Raw genomic sequence first — 15414 nt, 5'->3', positions numbered from 1 at the left:
CATTGAACAACTAAAAAAACTATCATAAATAGAAAAAATATAGGGTTCCATAGTTCGGTATTTCCGAGCGTTGGAACCCTATATTTATCTGCTTTATTATTCCCAATAATCTTCAAATTTGCTTGAAGCTCCAGTAGTAGCATCAACATTTTCACCAGTAAAGTTATCAGCAGTTACTGTTTGCCCATTTTCTTCCCGTTGAAAGAAGAAAACAGGCCACTGATCATTATTCCGATAGTCAATTAACGTTACTAGACCCGAGAAAAACCAGCTATCGTTAAAATTAATATGATAGTTAATTCCGTCCTTCTTCTCGACTACCGTTGCCTTTGATAAATCCTTTTCTGGGGTGAATCCCTGCCTGGGGCCATGGTGAACATTTCGTGGTTGAACGGTTTTCCCGTAAATTCTAACCCCATCCCCAGGTTTAAGGGCATAATTATTTTGAAACCATTTACTGGCACTGTTCGTAATAATTAATTTCACTCAATCATCCCTATAGCTTATCTTTTTTAGGCATAGTTGCAGTTAGCTTATAAATTGGCTGACCCTTCGAAGAAAACTTATGTTCATATTCAGTTTCGACATTATGTTCATTTTCATCACTATTATGAAGATCAAGCCAAAGTCCCGCAAACTTCATCCCAAAATTATTCATACTAACAACGGAAAATTCAAAGAATCCCATGTTATCAGTTTTTAGTTCAACTTGTCCTTGTGACTGCAAAATTAATTGATATTCACTTAAAAAGGTGTGATAAGTTAACCGTCGTTTTGCGTGCCTTTTCTTTGGCCATGGATCTGAGAAGTTCAAGTAAAGTTTTTCAACTTCACCGGGTTCAAAATATTCAGTTAACTCCTCACCTTCACCACAAATCAACTGCAAGTTAGGTAGCTTTTCAGGAAGGGCCTTCTTTAAGGCAATCGCAGCAACGGTCCGCTGAATTTCCAAACCAATAAAGTTAGTCTCCGGATGTGCCTTTGCCATTCCAATAATAAACTGGCCCTTTCCCATTCCGACTTCAAGATGAAGAGGCTGTTTCTTAGGGAAACGTGATTGCCACTTTCCTTTAAACTTTGCTGCATCGTCAACCAATAATTCAGGGTGTTCCGCCATTAACGGGTCCGCCCACTTCTTATGTTTTACACGCATAATATTCCTCACTTTGTTATTTTTTTAATTCGACTTTGAAAATAAAATTTAGTTAAAAGGTAGCTTTCTGTAATCCCTAAAACTAAGTTCAGTCCTAACCGTTGCCAATTAAGATCCCGCCCAATACTTGCGATCACTATCAACAACATTTCAATAATAATTACCCTATTCAATAACCGCTGAAAGTCCTTAACCTGAACTTCATGAGTAACCGGATAAATATGAGTAAAGACGTTATTTTGGTACTGCTCGTAAAATGGCATTAGCTGGGTAGCAACAAGGTAGATAAATAGCAGAGCAATAACGGTATTCAACCAATTGACCGGGATAAAGAAGACAACTAGCATCCCAACAATCGTTAATCGGGTTACTAACCCACTTACCTCGGTATTTCGAACAAAACCATGCGCATATAAATATGCCCAAGGATGATTATCATTTTCGAGTATTTTGATTAAACCAGTTGCCCATCTTCGGCGCTTAATATTTCCCTGAACACTTGGAACGTCAGTGAAGAGGTTAAAGAATCGATAAATACTAAACATCCGATCTTGCTCTGCACGAACAGCCAGTCGCCAATCAATCGCAACATTTCTATAATAAGTAGTCATTGCAATTAATAAGATTACGGATACCAGCAGACCCCAAATAGGCCCCACAAGCCACGTCACTAGCCAGACGATCAATGGATTTATCCAGTATTCAGCAACCGTCCTTCTCCGTTGCGCTCCCCAGCGAATACTGATCGCTTTTCTGGCTGTCCAATGCCACGTTACCTTAGTAATCAGCGCGGTGATTAAAATTAAACTAATATCAAGTCTTGTTAACCGCTCTGTTGTTAAAGCAAACGGCAGTGCAATTGCCGCAAGGGTAAGCATCATGAGCACGCCTAAAACCATACTATAAATAGTTGCTTGTTTCAGATAACGGCTAATAGATTTTACCTGGGGAAGAAGAAAGACAGGATCAGGGCGTTTAAGCAGCGTTGCCAGCCGTCCAACTTGAGTAATTAACACAAACCAAAGGACTAGCAACCATCGTGACCACCAAAGATGATTATTTAATTGCGGCAACCACTGTGAATAACCATAAGCCAGTGCACCAAAGAGGAAGAATAAAGCAATGACAAAGTGATCATTAAATACCAACCGCCAATACTTTAGCAACTCCATAAAATGCCTTTGCCGGCGTTGACTAAATAAATTATTCATTTTGATCATCCCTTGCTAGGCTGAGGTAAATATCATCGAGTGACTCATCAGGCTTATCTGCTTTTTGCCGTAATTCGTCTAATGTTCCCCGAGCACGAACCTTACCGTTAGCTAACAGAACAAAGCGATCACAGTAGCGTTGAGCAGTATCAAGGACGTGGGTTGACATCAAAACTGCAGTACCGGCTTTCTTCCGTTCTTCAATCAATTCCAATAAATCATGGACCGCCAACGGATCAAGACCATAGAAAGGCTCATCGACAATTAATAATTTAGCATTGGTCATTAGGGCACAGCAAATCATTACTTTCTGTTTCATTCCTTTTGAAAAGTTAGCTGGAAACCAGTCAAGCTTATTATCTAACCGAAATGTTTTTAATAATTTCCGGGCCCTTATCCATGCTTCCTCAGTATTTAAGGAGTACGCCTTAATTGTTAACTCAATATGTTCCCGAAGAGTTAGCTCATCGTACAAGATTGGTGTTTCGGGAACATAGGCGATTTGCTTTTTATAGTCAACGGGATCCTGCTGAATATTAATCCCGTTTAAGGTAATTTCGCCTGAAAATGGTCTTAGTAACCCAATTACATGATTAATTGTTGTTGACTTACCAGCACCATTTAGACCAATTAGGCCAACAAGTTCACCAGGTTTAACCTGAAAACTAATCCCCTTTAATACTGGGATTCGGGAATATCCCCCAATCAAATTTTTTATTTCAAGTGCCATTATTTTCCCTCTTTTTATTGACTTATCTAGCGTTGATTATATCATAGGTCACTTATTGACAGCTCTTTTTCAGACCACTTTTGGTATACTTATGGTAACAATAAATTTTTTCAAAGGAGCGATCACTAATGGATGACTGTATTTTCTGTAAAATAGTAAAGGGTGAAATCCCTAGTTATACGGTATACGAAGATGATGTAGTAAAAGCGTTTCTTGATATTTCTCAAGGAACACCTGGGCATACCTTGGTCATTCCCAAGAAGCACGTTCCAGATCTCTTCGCATATGACGAGAAATTAGCCGCTGCTGTCTTTTCACGCCTGCCAAAAATTGCACGAGCAGTTAAAGCATCAAACCCTAAAATTAAGGGTCTAAATGTCTTGAATAATAACGGTAAAGTTGCCTACCAATCCGTTTTCCATTCACACATTCACTTAGTTCCTCGTTACTCCGATCATGACGACTTTAAGATGATTTTTAAGGATAATTCAGGTGAATACAATGACGCTAAATACAAAGAAATTCAAGAATCAATTAAGCGACAATTTGATAACACCAATAACTAATCATTTCCAAGAAGACTTAACTGATATTAAGTTTCTCCTCCGCTCACTTAAGCAACTATCCACCAGCACCCAGGAATTACAAAATGCTGCCAAAGGACTTGAGAAGTACGCTGACGGTGTTAACCGTCTTCGTGAACAGTGGCAATTTAAGAGTCAACCTCATCTTGAAAAGATTCAGCAAATTATTGACAAACTAAAAGAATAGCAAAGGAAGCTCATCGTATTCGGATTAACCGGATACCAAGAGCTTCCCTTTATTTTAGCTAAGATAATTTTAGTTATTAGTTAGGGATGATCCACTGTTTGATTTAGTGGTGCTTGCATTACTATTCAAGTAATCATCCATAATGTTCTTTAGATCGTTATCCTTAATTGAAACGTTCCCCTTCTTAAGGACGTTCGAAACAACCTTATGCAAGAACTTAGAATCATTCATCTTTTCTTGAACGATTTGTGTCTTCAAGTCATTAATGTGTTGACTCTTCTTCCCCTTTGCCGGGTGTTCAATCATGTAGATCACAACATAGCCGTCATCCGTCTTAACTGGCTCAGTAGTATATTCACCAGTCTTCAACTTAAATGCAGCCTTTTTGTATGCTGAGTCAACGGAGGTTGAAGTATTGTCAAATGCAGCTACCTTACCACCAGCATTCTTGGTTGAGGCATCAGTTGACTTAGACTTAACTAACTTCTTGAAAGTCTTGTAAGGGTGATCTGAGTTATTCAGCTGATCAATGATACTTTGAGCATCGTCCTTACTCCCAACAAGGATTTCAGCAGTTTGGACCTTTGGCTCGTACTTCTTCCACTGCTTATTAATTTGAGCATTAGTAATATGAGTATAACTCCGTACAGCAGCTTCCAAGCAGAGATTAGAACGAATCTGTTGTTTCAACTTTTTCTCGGTCAACCCTTGCTGTTGTAACACTGCACTAAATTGTGAACCATATTGATTCTTGTACGTGTTGTATTGGGCATTAACTTGCTTATCAGAAACCTGCTTCCCGTATTCCTTCTCTAAGACCTTATCCAAGATCATTTGTTGAAGAACTTGCTTCCCGTTAGTGGTGGTTTTCATTTCGTTATAGTACTCTTCTTGAGTAATCTTTCCTCCACTAGTAGTTGCAACGGCCTTACTTCCACAAGCTGCTAATGGAAGGACCAGAGTTGCACAGGCAATCATAGCAATTAACTTCTTAGATTTCACAAAAACACTTCCTCAATTAAATTTAATTCTCACAAAAACTTACCAATCTAATATACCACACTCAAAAAGTGATACCATGCCTTGATCCAGAATGTTTAAACGATTTTCAAACTTTATTCTTATTTAGCTGATCAAGATCGACAACTGGTGACCCCAGCTTTTTGATTTGATCGTTAGCAGTAAAGTAAATCACCTGGTTTTCCTCAGCCATCTGGTTTAGCAATTTTAACATCCGTCCCCGACGAACATTATCAAAATTAACAAAACCATCATCCACCATAACCGGTAACTTAATCTGATCACTAATTACCGTGATGAATCCCAAACGGAGAGAAATAAATAATTGTTCTGCTGTCCCAAGCGATAATTCAGCGACCTGGAAGATTTGCTGTTCACGATTTAATACACTAATTCCGTTATCATCAACGACAATTTTCTGGTAACGATCAGCGGTTAAAATTGCAAAAAACTTTTCTGCTTGCTGAAGGATCTTGGGGTAACGATCTTGAGAAGCTAATTTTAACGCCCCATTAATCCACCGAATAGCAAGCTGACTACTTAGCCATTGTTTAGTTTCATTCCAAATTACCGTCTGCAGATTTGTTAATTTCTGGTTTAATTCACTAAATGAGCCCTCTTGTACCAAGGCATTAATTTGAACATTGATTTGGGCTAATGCCGTTTCAAGCTCCGTTTGTTTTTGTTCATTAGCTGCTAAGTTCTGATGGACAAGAGAAACCTTAGTATCAAGTAAATGCTTGCTATCGTAGTGGGCTAACTGTTGACGATCACTAGTCGTTAGTTGCTGACCATAAGCTGAAGCCGTGACCTTCCTAGTTTGGTCAGCTACTTTTTGGGCCTGAAGTTGTTTGAACTCATTATCATTTTTAATTCCAAGCGACTTATATTCGGTCTCCTTAGCTTGACGACACTCGATCAACTGTTGCGTTAATTGATCATTCCGTCTTTGAATTCGGGTTAACTCCTGCTCTACATTATTCAATCGTTGTAATTGATCTTGCATCTCAACAAGCCATCGCTGATAACTGTTAATTAATTCATTAAGAGAATCGGCTGTTAAGCTAACCGGTAATTGTTGCTTAATTAACTCTAGCTGGTGATCAAAATTAGTTTTGCGCTTATCTGCTTGCTCTAGTTGAGCTCTTAAATCATGATAACGATGAAGATCCCCCTGCATCATTAACCATTTACTTGTTGGAAAAGCCGTTAAATTATGGTTCTTTCCAAATGATTGAAGTGTGGAGTTTCGTTCTTCCGTTAACTGTTTTTCGCGTTGTTGCTGTTTAAACCATAATACCCCTGCACCACCAAGAGCAATAATTCCGCAAATCCAAACCAGAGGCTGACGAAGAATCAATCCCAATATAAAAAGGACAATCCCAATTCCAGGAATAAATAAGTTTTGGCTATTGTTAGTTTGAGAGTTAGCCCTAAGTAGTCCCTCCAGTTCGCTCACTGCTCGTTCAGAAAGCGGCTCTGGTAGATTAACACTTCCGTAACGCTCCGCTAGCTGCTTAAGTTCGGTATGCCATTGTTCCTGCTGATTAACTGTTTGACCATTTTTCTGAATTTGTAAGGCCAACAACTGATCTTTTAATTGCTGATAATGTGCTTTGCGTGACCGATAATCATTTACTTCAGGATCACTCAGCTTTTTGACGACTGCTTGTTGTTCAAGCTGCTGTTGGTTAAACGACCTTAATTGAGTATTAAGTTCCCGTTCCCTACTTTGCAGTTCTTGAACCTTAATAATCTCATCATCCGTTAACCGCTCTGTAAGGGATTCCTTCTGGTGGTTTTGCCACTGGTCGTAAATTGGCCATAATCGTTGCAGCCGTTCTTCCTTTTCAACCTGATGTTTGAGTTGTGGCTGTTCCCGCTTTAGTTGTTCTAACTCAGATTGCTTTTCAACTTGTTCCTCAACTAAACGGTGGTAATCACTACTCTGCGATTGGGCTTGGTTAACCCGTTCACGAAGTTCATCATATTCCTTCAAATGACGATTTAAACTTAACTTCCGTCCACGAGGTTTATATAGGGAATCTGCTGCTTTTTCTAAGCGAGCAATTTGTTGGAGCCACTCCTGACTTCCAACCGCTCCTAATCGCTGTAAATGCTGTTCTAATTGTTCCCGATCCAATTCATCATTTAAAATATTATTTTGATTAAAACTATAAATAGCTTGATAAAGTTCACGATCTAAGGGACCAAGCAATTTAGCAAGGAAATCCTGCTTTTCCTTTTTTCCTTTTTCATTGGTAACTGTGACTTTTCCACCATTTTTCCCCTTTACGCGTTTAATAACATACTGGTGCTGATCAGCAATTACTGTTAAAGAGCCGCCATAACTCGAACCATCTTTAGGAATATATTGCTGGTATTTATTTTTTCCTCGACCATCCGCAAATCCAAATAGGATACTCAGGATAAACGCAGCTAAAGTGGTTTTTCCAGCTTCATTGGCTCCGTAGATCAGGACCGGATTGTTGGTAAAACTAAAATCCTGATCATGCCATTTTCCAAAGCCGTCAATGTGGACCTGTTTAATTTTCATCGTGATCCCCCTCACCTAATTTTTGGCTTGCTTCATAACGTAATTGTTCAACCAGTGAAGGATCTGCAAGCTGATCTGCAATAAAGCCATACTTAGCCAACTTATCAGTCAGATCAATAACAGCATCTTGATTAAAGACATCTTGAGCAGACTGGTCCCAATATTCTTGATCTAAATCGGTCATTTTCGGTAAGGCGGTCCCTTTTAAAAGATTAAGCTGGTATGGCCACCACTGATAATCGCCCTTTTCACTCAAATTTTCCTGAAGTCGTTCCAAAATTGTCCCATTAGCTAGCAATTTTTTAGTTAAAGCATTCACCTGATCAGTCAAATGAACATTAAAAGCAATCATCTTAAAACCATCTTCTGCCTCTCCCTTATGAAGAAGCATTTCAATTAATGAATCAACCGTTTGATCGTGGGTTAAATGAGCGTCAATTTCACACCATTCAATTGGTGCCACTGGCTTAAACTCTGCCGTTAACTTATCAGAATTACTTTGAACAAGATAATAGCCATGCTGACCATCCTCATTTTTATGGCGTCCCTGCGGATTACCCGGATAAACAACCAGTGGTTCCTCATTCAGGACCTGGTGCTTGTGAATATGTCCTAACGCCCAATAATCATACCTTTTCTGTAGCAGTTCAGGTAGTGTGAAGGGAGCATAGTGATCCTGATCTGGATTATTCTGTGAGATAGCACCATGAAGCATCCCAATTTGCCAATCAGCGGTTTCCTTTTCAGGAAATTTACTGACCTGGTCTTCAACCAACCAACGTTTCCCGTAACTAAATCCCGTGATTGCTACCGTCTGGTCATCAGCAAGTGTTAATGTTTTGGTTTCAACCTGGTTACCAAATACATGAACATTGTTCGGCAAGGAATCTATTTGTTCCGTTACTGGCTGATAGTCATGATTGCCATAACTCAGATAAACAGGAATCTGCTGTTTTGCTAACCGTTGACACTGGCGGACAAAGAAATCTTCTGCTTCAGCACTATGGTGATCACGATCATAAATATCACCAACAATTAAAATAAAATCAACTTGCTGATTAATTGCAGCATCAACAATCCTTTCAAATGCCGTAAACGTTGACTGATGGACTCGTTGCCAAATTTGTGCTGGCATTTCATCCAGTCCCCGAAACGGACTATCTAAATGTAAATCTGCAGTATGAATAAACTTCATTTTTTCACCCTTTGAATGGAAAAACGGGAAGAGCACTCAGACACGACCGTCATCATTCTTCTTCCCGTTATCATCTTTATAACTAAATTAACAGTTACTTGTCAGTTGGTTGTGGACCTTGTGGCATAACATCCTTGTAAATATCTTGAATAGGACTAGTGATTGTCCGGTTAAGTTGTTGAAGCATGTTGTCAACAGCTCGTTCTTGGTTCATTAAGGTTTGTACTTCAGGCTTAGAACTCATTTCCTTAGCAATGGTTTGGATTGCATTAATTTCGTCTTGAGTAAGCTTTTGACCAGTCATTTGCTTTTGTTGAGCATTTGCTTGCATTTGTTGGAACTTCTTAAAAGTTTCGAAAGTATCCTTTTGGGCCTTTAAGCTATCAAAAGCCTTCTTTAAGCCTTGATATTCTTGGGTTTCTTTTAATTGATTACTAAGTTCATTAGCGGTGTCATAAATATTAACCATTTTTGTAACCTCTTTTCATTTATTCAACAATTCGATTGTATCATACTATCAGTTAATCATCATTCTTTCAGAATAAAGAACGGACATTATTCCATAGCTGACCAGCACGATTGCCAAAGTCATTTACTGATTGATTAAACCGGTTCATCAGGTCGCCACCATTTTTCAGCAGCGATCCCCAGCCCTTACTACTCTTCCCGCTATTTGCGGTTGCTCGTGTTTGGGCATCTTGAACGTTAAATTTAGTATTTGGCGTATTCTTCAAGATCCCGCTCATTTCAGCTTTATAAAGGCTATTAACATTCTTCATTGAAATATCCTGAAGGGCATGGGATGAATTAGTATCATCGTAGCCTTCCCAGGTAGCAACCACAACATCAGGAGTATAACCAACAATCCACTTATCACGATCATCAGCACTATCACTTTTAACCGCTGATTCCGTTGTCCCTGTCTTCCCGGCCAACGTGTAACCAGCAGGCCGCGCAGATTGACCAGTTCCATGTTCAAAGACACCAATTAGCATGCTCGTCATGTTTTTAGCAGTATTGGCAGTGACAACCCGCTTAGGTTTAGCCGTCTTAGCAGTAACAATCGTCTTTCCAGAAGCATCCTTGATCTTTGTAATGTAGTGGGTATCAGGCATCTTTCCCTCATTAGCAAAGGTGGCATAAGCACGAGCAATTTGTTCAGGAGAAACTCCCTTAGTCATTCCTCCTAAAGCCAGGGCAAGATTCTTATCCCCCTTTTCCACTGGTAAGCCAAATTTCTGTGCCATCCTATACCCAGTATTAACCCCAATCTTATTTAATAACCATACTGCTGGCGCATTCAGGCTTTCGTAGACTGCCTTATACATCGGAACACTTCCAGCATAAGTATCATCATAGTTTTTTGGTGTATAGTCATTGGTCCCATACGATTGTTTCTTATCCTGTAACGTAGAGTCATAGAAATAACCATGTTCTAAGGCTGGAGCATAAACAACCAGTGGTTTAATCGTTGAACCTGGTTGCCGACGCATTTGCGTTCCCCGATTGAAGCCCCGGAAAACATGCTTCCCTCGACCACCAACAATTGCGGTAACACCACCCGTCTTCGGATTCATCGCAACTGAAGCCGACTGTACCTTAGTCCCATCAACAGAATTACTAGGGAAGTTATCGTCATCTTCGTAAGTTTGTTGCATTGAGCGTTGCTGATCCTGATCTAAGGTCGTATAAATCTTATAACCATTATTCATAATTTCCTTTTCCGAAAGATGATATTTATTAATTGCCTCAGAAATTACGGCATCGAAATAGTATGGATAACGATAAGTATCCGGTGCAACATACCCGTTAGTAACTTCTAACGGCACCTTTTTATACTGATCAGCCGCCGTTTGACTTAATTGATGATTTTCAACCATTAGCTGGAGGACTAAGTTACGGCGTTGCTTGGTTGCATTTGGATGAGTAACTGGATCATAAATTCCGGGTGATGTTAACATTCCTGCCAATGTCGCAGCCTGAGGAACAGTCAGATCAGCTGCATCACAATCAAAGTATCTCTTTGCAGCATCCTGAACCCCCCAAACACCATTACCAAAATAGGCATTATTAAGATACATCGTCAGAATTTGCTTTTTACTATATTGATTTTCAACTTCAACCGCGATAAAAATTTCTCGTGCCTTCCGCGAGAATGTTTGCTGTTGGGTTAAGAAAGCATTCTTAACTAACTGTTGAGTCAAGGTACTTCCCCCACCAGAAATATAATCACGATGTAACAGCTTATTCTTGATCAACAAAAAGCCAGCCCGGCCAAGTCCCTTAACCGAAAAGCCGTGTTCATGATAGAAGTTCCGGTCTTCTGTTGAGATCACCGCTGCTGGAACATTAGCTGAAATCTTATTGAGTGATACGTATGTCCCTTTTTGTGAATATAAACTGCCGGCAGATTGATTATCATGGTCATAGATCATTGTCGGTCGCTGTAAACGATGCTCTAAGTTTTTAACATCCGCTGTCTTCGCAACAAATGTCAGGTAGGTACTAGTTACCAAAAACAATCCTAAAAAAATTACAATTAGCCACCGTGTCAGTTGATACCGGTGCCAAAATTGCTTTAACCAACGAATAAACTGCTGCCAAAGTTCATTAACAACCTCTTTTACCCGTTGCCAAAGCTGCTTTAGCCAGGCAAGCAACCGTTCCTGAAAAGGCGGCTTTTCTTCTGGTTCTCTTCTCATTTATTAATCCCCATATTTAGTAACATTAAGTCTCAATCATTTTACCATAGGAGAATTTTTCCGTAGCCGATTTTCGGCCAGCATAACTAAAATTTAAAATAATAAAAGGAAGCCGAGAAATTCTCGATTTCCTTTTACAAAAAGCTTCTCTCTTACATTTCGTCTGGAGCCTTAACATCAAGAAGAGCCAATGCAGACTTCAAAACATGACTAACAGCTTGAGTTAATGCTAACCGAGCTGGTTGTTGCGGATCATCATTTAAAATCCGGTTATGTGCATAGTATTGGTTAAACTTCTTAGCAAGTTCCAATGCATACTTTGCAACTACTGATGGGTCGTAGTTCAGTGCAGCCCGCTTTACTGCTTCACCGTATTGGCTTAAGAAGCTAATCAATTCCCAAGCACCATCGCCAACTTGAGTTAAGTCAACATCGCTAAAGTCACGAATGCCGCCCTTCCGAAGAATACTCTCAGCCCGTGCTCGTGCATATTGAACGTAAGGACCAGTTTCACCTTCAAACTTAACAACGTCTTCAAGCTTAAAGTTAACTGCATTCCGCCGGTAATTCTTCAAGTCATGGAAAATTACGGCCCCAATACCAACTTGCTTAGCAACCTCGTCAGCATTCTTTAGATCAGGGTTCTTTTCTGCAATTTGCTTCCGGGCAAGATCAACGGAATCGTTAAGAACATCTTCAAGAGAAACAACATTTCCCTTCCGTGTTGACATCTTTTGGCCATTTAAGTTCATTAAGCCAAAGGAAATATGTTCAATTTGATCCCACCAGTTAAAACCAAGTTCCTTTAATGCCATCCGCAATTGCTTGAAGTAAACTTCTTGTTCAGCACCAACAACATAAAGTGACTTTGCGTGACCATACATCCGCTTCCGGAATAATGCAGTAGCTAAATCACGGGTAATGTAGGTAGTAGTTCCGTTACTCTTAATAATCAGCAATGGTGGTAAGTTGAATTGTTCAAGATCAACAATCTCAGCACCACGACTCTTCTTTAACAATCCCTTATCACGAAGAAGTTGAATTGGTTCTTCCATCTTTTGTGCTGAGAATGCTTCACCATTAAATGAGTCAAACTTGACATCTAACATGTCGTAAACCCGTTGGAACCGTTCCAAAGAGATTTCCCGGAACCAGTGCCAGAGACGCCAAGCTTCTTCATCACCGTGTTCCAGCTTAGCAAACCATTCCCGACCTGCATCAGTATATTCTGGATGTTCATCTGCTTCGGTGTTAATCCGAACGTAAAGTTGAAGCAGCGTATTAATAGGATCACTCTTCAAACCGTCCTGAACTTCTTGACTATCGCCCCACATTTTGTAGGCAGCCATCATCTTACCGAATTGAGTTCCCCAATCACCAAGGTAGTCAATCCGAATTAAGTTGTAGTTAACTTTTTCAAGGATCCGCGCAATAGCTTCACCAATCATGGTTGAACGAAGGTGACCCATCCCCATTGGCTTAGCAATATTAGGTGATGAATAATCAATTGTTACATTAGCCTTGTGACCAAGATCGCTTTCACCATAGTGCTCTGGATCATTTAAAATTGTCTCTAGCACGCCAGCACCAACATTGGCTTTATCAAGGAAAAAGTTAATGTATGGACCGGCTACAACAACCTTATCAAAACCAGTTTGGTCAATCTTTTCAATTAATTCACTAGCAATCATTTGCGGTGCTTTATGTAAACTCTTAGCTAAGAAGAATGTTGGAAAGGCATAATCACCATTGTTTGAATCTTTTGGCCGTTCAATCTTTTCTTCAATTTCGTTTAATTCTAAATCTGGCAATGCAACAGCTAAGGCATTCGCTACTTGTAATTTTTCATCCATAAATTAATTCCTCCTATACAAAAAGTCTCTAGTAAACAACAAGGATTTACTAGAGACGAGATTTACCCGCGGTACCACTCTAATTGAATTAGAATTCCACTCATTTATTAAGTTTTACCTATGGGGCACGCCTTCATAAGGGTAAGCTTCCTGACTTCCACTATCACAGGATCGCTAATTAGCCGCACCTTATTACTACTCCTCAATCATCGGTTTCTCGTCTAGTTTATCATATTCCACTTATTTGTAAACAAGATTTTTAGATTTGCTTTATCATCTTCCCCCACTTTTCCTTTAGTATTTCGTTTTTAACAGGATTTTTATTGAATCATTATTAATCCTTTATGTTACAATTTTCCCAACACGTTAAAGAAAGGTTGCTGATAGACATGATTAATCAACAAGTACAAGCAGTAACAATTGCCGGTCATGACTCAGACGGTAGTGCAGGAATGCCAGCTGATCTCCACGCATTTTTTGTAGATGGTGTTTATGGCCACGGACTCCTTACCGCTGCCGTTTCCGGTAATTCTTATGGAATTGACGCGGCGCAAGTAATGCCAAAAGATTATATTGAACAGCAATTCAAAACATTATCCACTGATTTCAAGATTTCTGCTGCAAAAACGGGAATGCTTGCTAACGATGATGTAATTAATGTCGTGGCTGATCAGTATGCTAAGGTTGATTTTGGCCCATTAGTTGTCGATCCAGTAATTATTACTAAACACGGGGCAATGCTTCTTGAACAGTCAGCATACGAATTATTCAGTGAACGAATTGTTCCCTTAGCAACTGTGATTACACCCAACTTTTACGAGGCACAAAAATTAACCGGACTACAGCTGAAAGATACCCAGGAGATGTTCGATGCAGCAGTCAAACTTCATGAAATGGGAGCCAAAAACGTTGTAATTAAAGGTGAACACAATGATCCAACTCAAAAGGAAGTAGTTGATGTGGTTCTGCTGGAAGACGGCTCACGGTTTGAACTAACTAAGCCATTCTTCGATACGACCCACGTTAACGGGACTGGAGATACTTTTTCGGCTATCATCGCTGCTGAATTAGCTAAGGGCACGGACGTGAAGAATGCCGTTATTCGTGCTAAAGATGCGGTTTATGCTGCTATTTCTCATCCACTTGAGGTTGGTCATAAATTTGGCCCAATTAACCATTGGGCAGCAGAACGTGAATTAAAGAAGAAGGAATTATAATGATTAATCACTATCGTCATAAAGTAGTCTTAGTTGGGGATGGTGCAGTTGGTTCTGCATTCGCCTTTTCCCTTCTCCAATCAAATCGTGAAGTTGATGAACTAGTTATCGTAACCCGTCAACATGATAAGGCAGTTGGCGATGCCCTTGACCTTGCTGATATTACCCCGTTAACTGGGCCCACAGACGTCTTTGCCGGCAACTATGAAGATGCTCATGATGCTGATGTCGTGGTTATTACCGCTGGTGTACCGCGAAAGCCTGGCGAGAGTCGTCTAGATCTTATTCATAAAAACGTTAAGATCCTCAAGGAGATTATTAACCCGATCGTTGCTAGTGGCTTTAATGGAGTTTTTGTAATCTCTAGTAATCCAGTTGATCTTTTAACTACCTTAACCCAGCAAATTTCTGGTTTTCCAAAAGAGCGGGTAATTGGTACGGGAACTTCACTTGACACAATGCGGTTACGGTTAATTCTTAGTCAGCGATTAAATATTTCAGTTAATGCGGTCGATGTCCAAGTTCTTGGCGAACATGGTGATTCTTCATTCGTCACTTTCGACGAGGCAATGATTAATGGACAACCATTAGATAAAATTATTCAATTCACGCCGGAAGAAAAGAATGAAATTGAGGAACAGGTTCGTCGAGCTGGTGCAAAAATTATCCAGCATAAGGGAGCAACCTTCTACGGTGTTGCTAAGTGCTTATCATCAATTGTCTGTGCAATTATTGAAAACCAAAATACTGTAATTCCCGTCTCAGCTCCTCTTACCGGCCAATATGGAATTAATGATCTTTACCTTGGTTCACCTGCAATCATTAATCGTCAGGGAATCGGTCAAGTAATTGAATATCAATTATCACCAACTGAATTAGCTAAAATGCATGCTTCTGCAGAACAACTCTCCGCAGTTCTGAAAGAAATTTAGGCGGAAATCATAACCACCCGTGAAACGGGTGGTTTGCTCTTCGGCTAAAAGCCGATAAGATAAGCCAGCGTTT

Annotated in this window: 14 protein-coding genes; 4 read left to right on the top strand and 10 right to left on the bottom strand. The window is 39.8% G+C overall.

The genetic code is table 11. The features are described 5' to 3' along the window. Nucleotides 1-96: 96 nt before the first annotated feature. From HMPREF0549_RS05435 to HMPREF0549_RS05420, 4 genes are read right to left on the bottom strand one after another with little or no spacing between them, the layout of a single operon-like run. Nucleotides 97-486 (bottom strand): HesB/YadR/YfhF family protein, encoded by a 390-nt coding sequence (locus HMPREF0549_RS05435; RefSeq protein ID WP_003717260.1) that lies wholly within the window; start codon nt 484-486, stop codon nt 97-99. Between the two features lie 10 nt (nt 487-496). Next, a complete protein-coding gene (gene trmB, locus HMPREF0549_RS05430) occupies nt 497-1153 on the bottom strand; it encodes a tRNA (guanosine(46)-N7)-methyltransferase TrmB (protein ID WP_003717259.1) in 657 nt (218 codons plus the stop codon). An 8-nt stretch (nt 1154-1161) separates the two neighbouring features. Further along, nucleotides 1162-2364, bottom strand: a complete 1203-nt coding sequence (locus HMPREF0549_RS05425) for an ABC transporter permease (RefSeq protein WP_040531375.1) — start codon at nt 2362-2364, stop codon at nt 1162-1164. Then, entirely contained in the window at nt 2357-3094 is a 738-nt protein-coding gene (locus HMPREF0549_RS05420) for an ABC transporter ATP-binding protein (RefSeq protein WP_003717257.1), read from the bottom strand. Before HMPREF0549_RS05420 ends, HMPREF0549_RS05425 begins: the two co-directional genes overlap by 8 nt. A 128-nt stretch (nt 3095-3222) precedes the next feature. Between HMPREF0549_RS05420 and HMPREF0549_RS05415 the strand changes: the two genes are divergently transcribed. Together HMPREF0549_RS05415 and HMPREF0549_RS05410 are read left to right on the top strand one after the other, a co-directional pair. After that, complete coding sequence (locus HMPREF0549_RS05415) at nt 3223-3660, top strand: HIT family protein (RefSeq protein ID WP_003717256.1); 438 nt, start codon at nt 3223-3225, stop codon at nt 3658-3660. After that, nucleotides 3641-3865: a hypothetical protein gene (locus tag HMPREF0549_RS05410; protein WP_003717255.1), complete on the top strand. Its 225-nt coding sequence runs from the start codon at nt 3641-3643 to the stop codon at nt 3863-3865. The genes HMPREF0549_RS05415 and HMPREF0549_RS05410 overlap by 20 nt, the downstream gene beginning before the upstream one ends. A gap of 69 nt (nt 3866-3934) precedes the next feature. Here the strand turns inward: HMPREF0549_RS05410 and HMPREF0549_RS05405 are convergent, their stop codons facing one another. From HMPREF0549_RS05405 to argS, 6 genes are all read right to left on the bottom strand, one after another. Further along, a complete protein-coding gene (locus HMPREF0549_RS05405; protein WP_003717254.1) occupies nt 3935-4867 on the bottom strand; it encodes a peptidylprolyl isomerase in 933 nt (310 codons plus the stop codon). Between the two features lie 106 nt (nt 4868-4973). After that, on the bottom strand, nt 4974-7442 hold the full coding sequence (locus HMPREF0549_RS05400; protein ID WP_003717253.1) for an ATP-binding protein: 2469 nt from the start codon (nt 7440-7442) through the stop codon (nt 4974-4976). Then, entirely contained in the window at nt 7432-8637 is a 1206-nt protein-coding gene (locus tag HMPREF0549_RS05395) for a metallophosphoesterase family protein (protein ID WP_003717252.1), read from the bottom strand. Before HMPREF0549_RS05395 ends, HMPREF0549_RS05400 begins: the two co-directional genes overlap by 11 nt. Before the next feature lie 94 nt (nt 8638-8731). Further along, entirely contained in the window at nt 8732-9106 is a 375-nt protein-coding gene (locus tag HMPREF0549_RS05390; RefSeq protein WP_003717251.1) for a YlbF family regulator, read from the bottom strand. Nucleotides 9107-9173: 67 nt separating this feature from the next. Next, nucleotides 9174-11339, bottom strand: coding sequence for a PBP1A family penicillin-binding protein (locus HMPREF0549_RS05385; RefSeq protein ID WP_003717250.1), 2166 nt, complete (start codon nt 11337-11339; stop codon nt 9174-9176). 152 nt (nt 11340-11491) lie between these two features. Further along, nucleotides 11492-13192 carry an arginine--tRNA ligase gene (gene argS / locus HMPREF0549_RS05380; protein WP_003717249.1) on the bottom strand — a complete coding sequence of 567 codons (1701 nt, stop codon included), beginning with the start codon at nt 13190-13192 and terminating at the stop codon, nt 11492-11494. Between the two features lie 389 nt (nt 13193-13581). Between argS and thiD the strand changes: the two genes are divergently transcribed. Together thiD and HMPREF0549_RS05370 are read left to right on the top strand one after the other, a co-directional pair. Beyond that, nucleotides 13582-14409: a bifunctional hydroxymethylpyrimidine kinase/phosphomethylpyrimidine kinase gene (gene thiD, locus HMPREF0549_RS05375; RefSeq protein ID WP_040531373.1), complete on the top strand. Its 828-nt coding sequence runs from the start codon at nt 13582-13584 to the stop codon at nt 14407-14409. Then, nucleotides 14409-15341: an L-lactate dehydrogenase gene (locus tag HMPREF0549_RS05370; RefSeq protein ID WP_003717247.1), complete on the top strand. Its 933-nt coding sequence runs from the start codon at nt 14409-14411 to the stop codon at nt 15339-15341. Before thiD ends, HMPREF0549_RS05370 begins: the two co-directional genes overlap by 1 nt. Nucleotides 15342-15414: the final 73 nt, after the last annotated feature.

Source organism: Limosilactobacillus vaginalis DSM 5837 = ATCC 49540 (genome assembly GCF_000159435.1).
Classification (GTDB): domain Bacteria; phylum Bacillota; class Bacilli; order Lactobacillales; family Lactobacillaceae; genus Limosilactobacillus; species Limosilactobacillus vaginalis.
The sequence above is the reverse complement of the archived record's forward strand: the minus strand, read 5'-3'. Positions and strand labels throughout refer to the sequence as shown.

Coding starts and splice junctions, on each gene's coding strand:
- argS (WP_003717249.1), bottom strand. CDS start 13,192: ATGGATGAAAAATTACAAGTAGCGAATGCCTTAGCTGTTGCATTGCCA.
- thiD (WP_040531373.1), top strand. CDS start 13,582: ATGATTAATCAACAAGTACAAGCAGTAACAATTGCCGGTCATGACTCA.
- HMPREF0549_RS05385 (WP_003717250.1), bottom strand. CDS start 11,339: ATGAGAAGAGAACCAGAAGAAAAGCCGCCTTTTCAGGAACGGTTGCTT.
- HMPREF0549_RS05395 (WP_003717252.1), bottom strand. CDS start 8,637: ATGAAGTTTATTCATACTGCAGATTTACATTTAGATAGTCCGTTTCGG.
- HMPREF0549_RS05390 (WP_003717251.1), bottom strand. CDS start 9,106: ATGGTTAATATTTATGACACCGCTAATGAACTTAGTAATCAATTAAAA.
- HMPREF0549_RS05415 (WP_003717256.1), top strand. CDS start 3,223: ATGGATGACTGTATTTTCTGTAAAATAGTAAAGGGTGAAATCCCTAGT.
- HMPREF0549_RS05400 (WP_003717253.1), bottom strand. CDS start 7,442: ATGAAAATTAAACAGGTCCACATTGACGGCTTTGGAAAATGGCATGAT.
- HMPREF0549_RS05370 (WP_003717247.1), top strand. CDS start 14,409: ATGATTAATCACTATCGTCATAAAGTAGTCTTAGTTGGGGATGGTGCA.
- HMPREF0549_RS05420 (WP_003717257.1), bottom strand. CDS start 3,094: ATGGCACTTGAAATAAAAAATTTGATTGGGGGATATTCCCGAATCCCA.
- HMPREF0549_RS05425 (WP_040531375.1), bottom strand. CDS start 2,364: ATGAATAATTTATTTAGTCAACGCCGGCAAAGGCATTTTATGGAGTTG.
- trmB (WP_003717259.1), bottom strand. CDS start 1,153: ATGCGTGTAAAACATAAGAAGTGGGCGGACCCGTTAATGGCGGAACAC.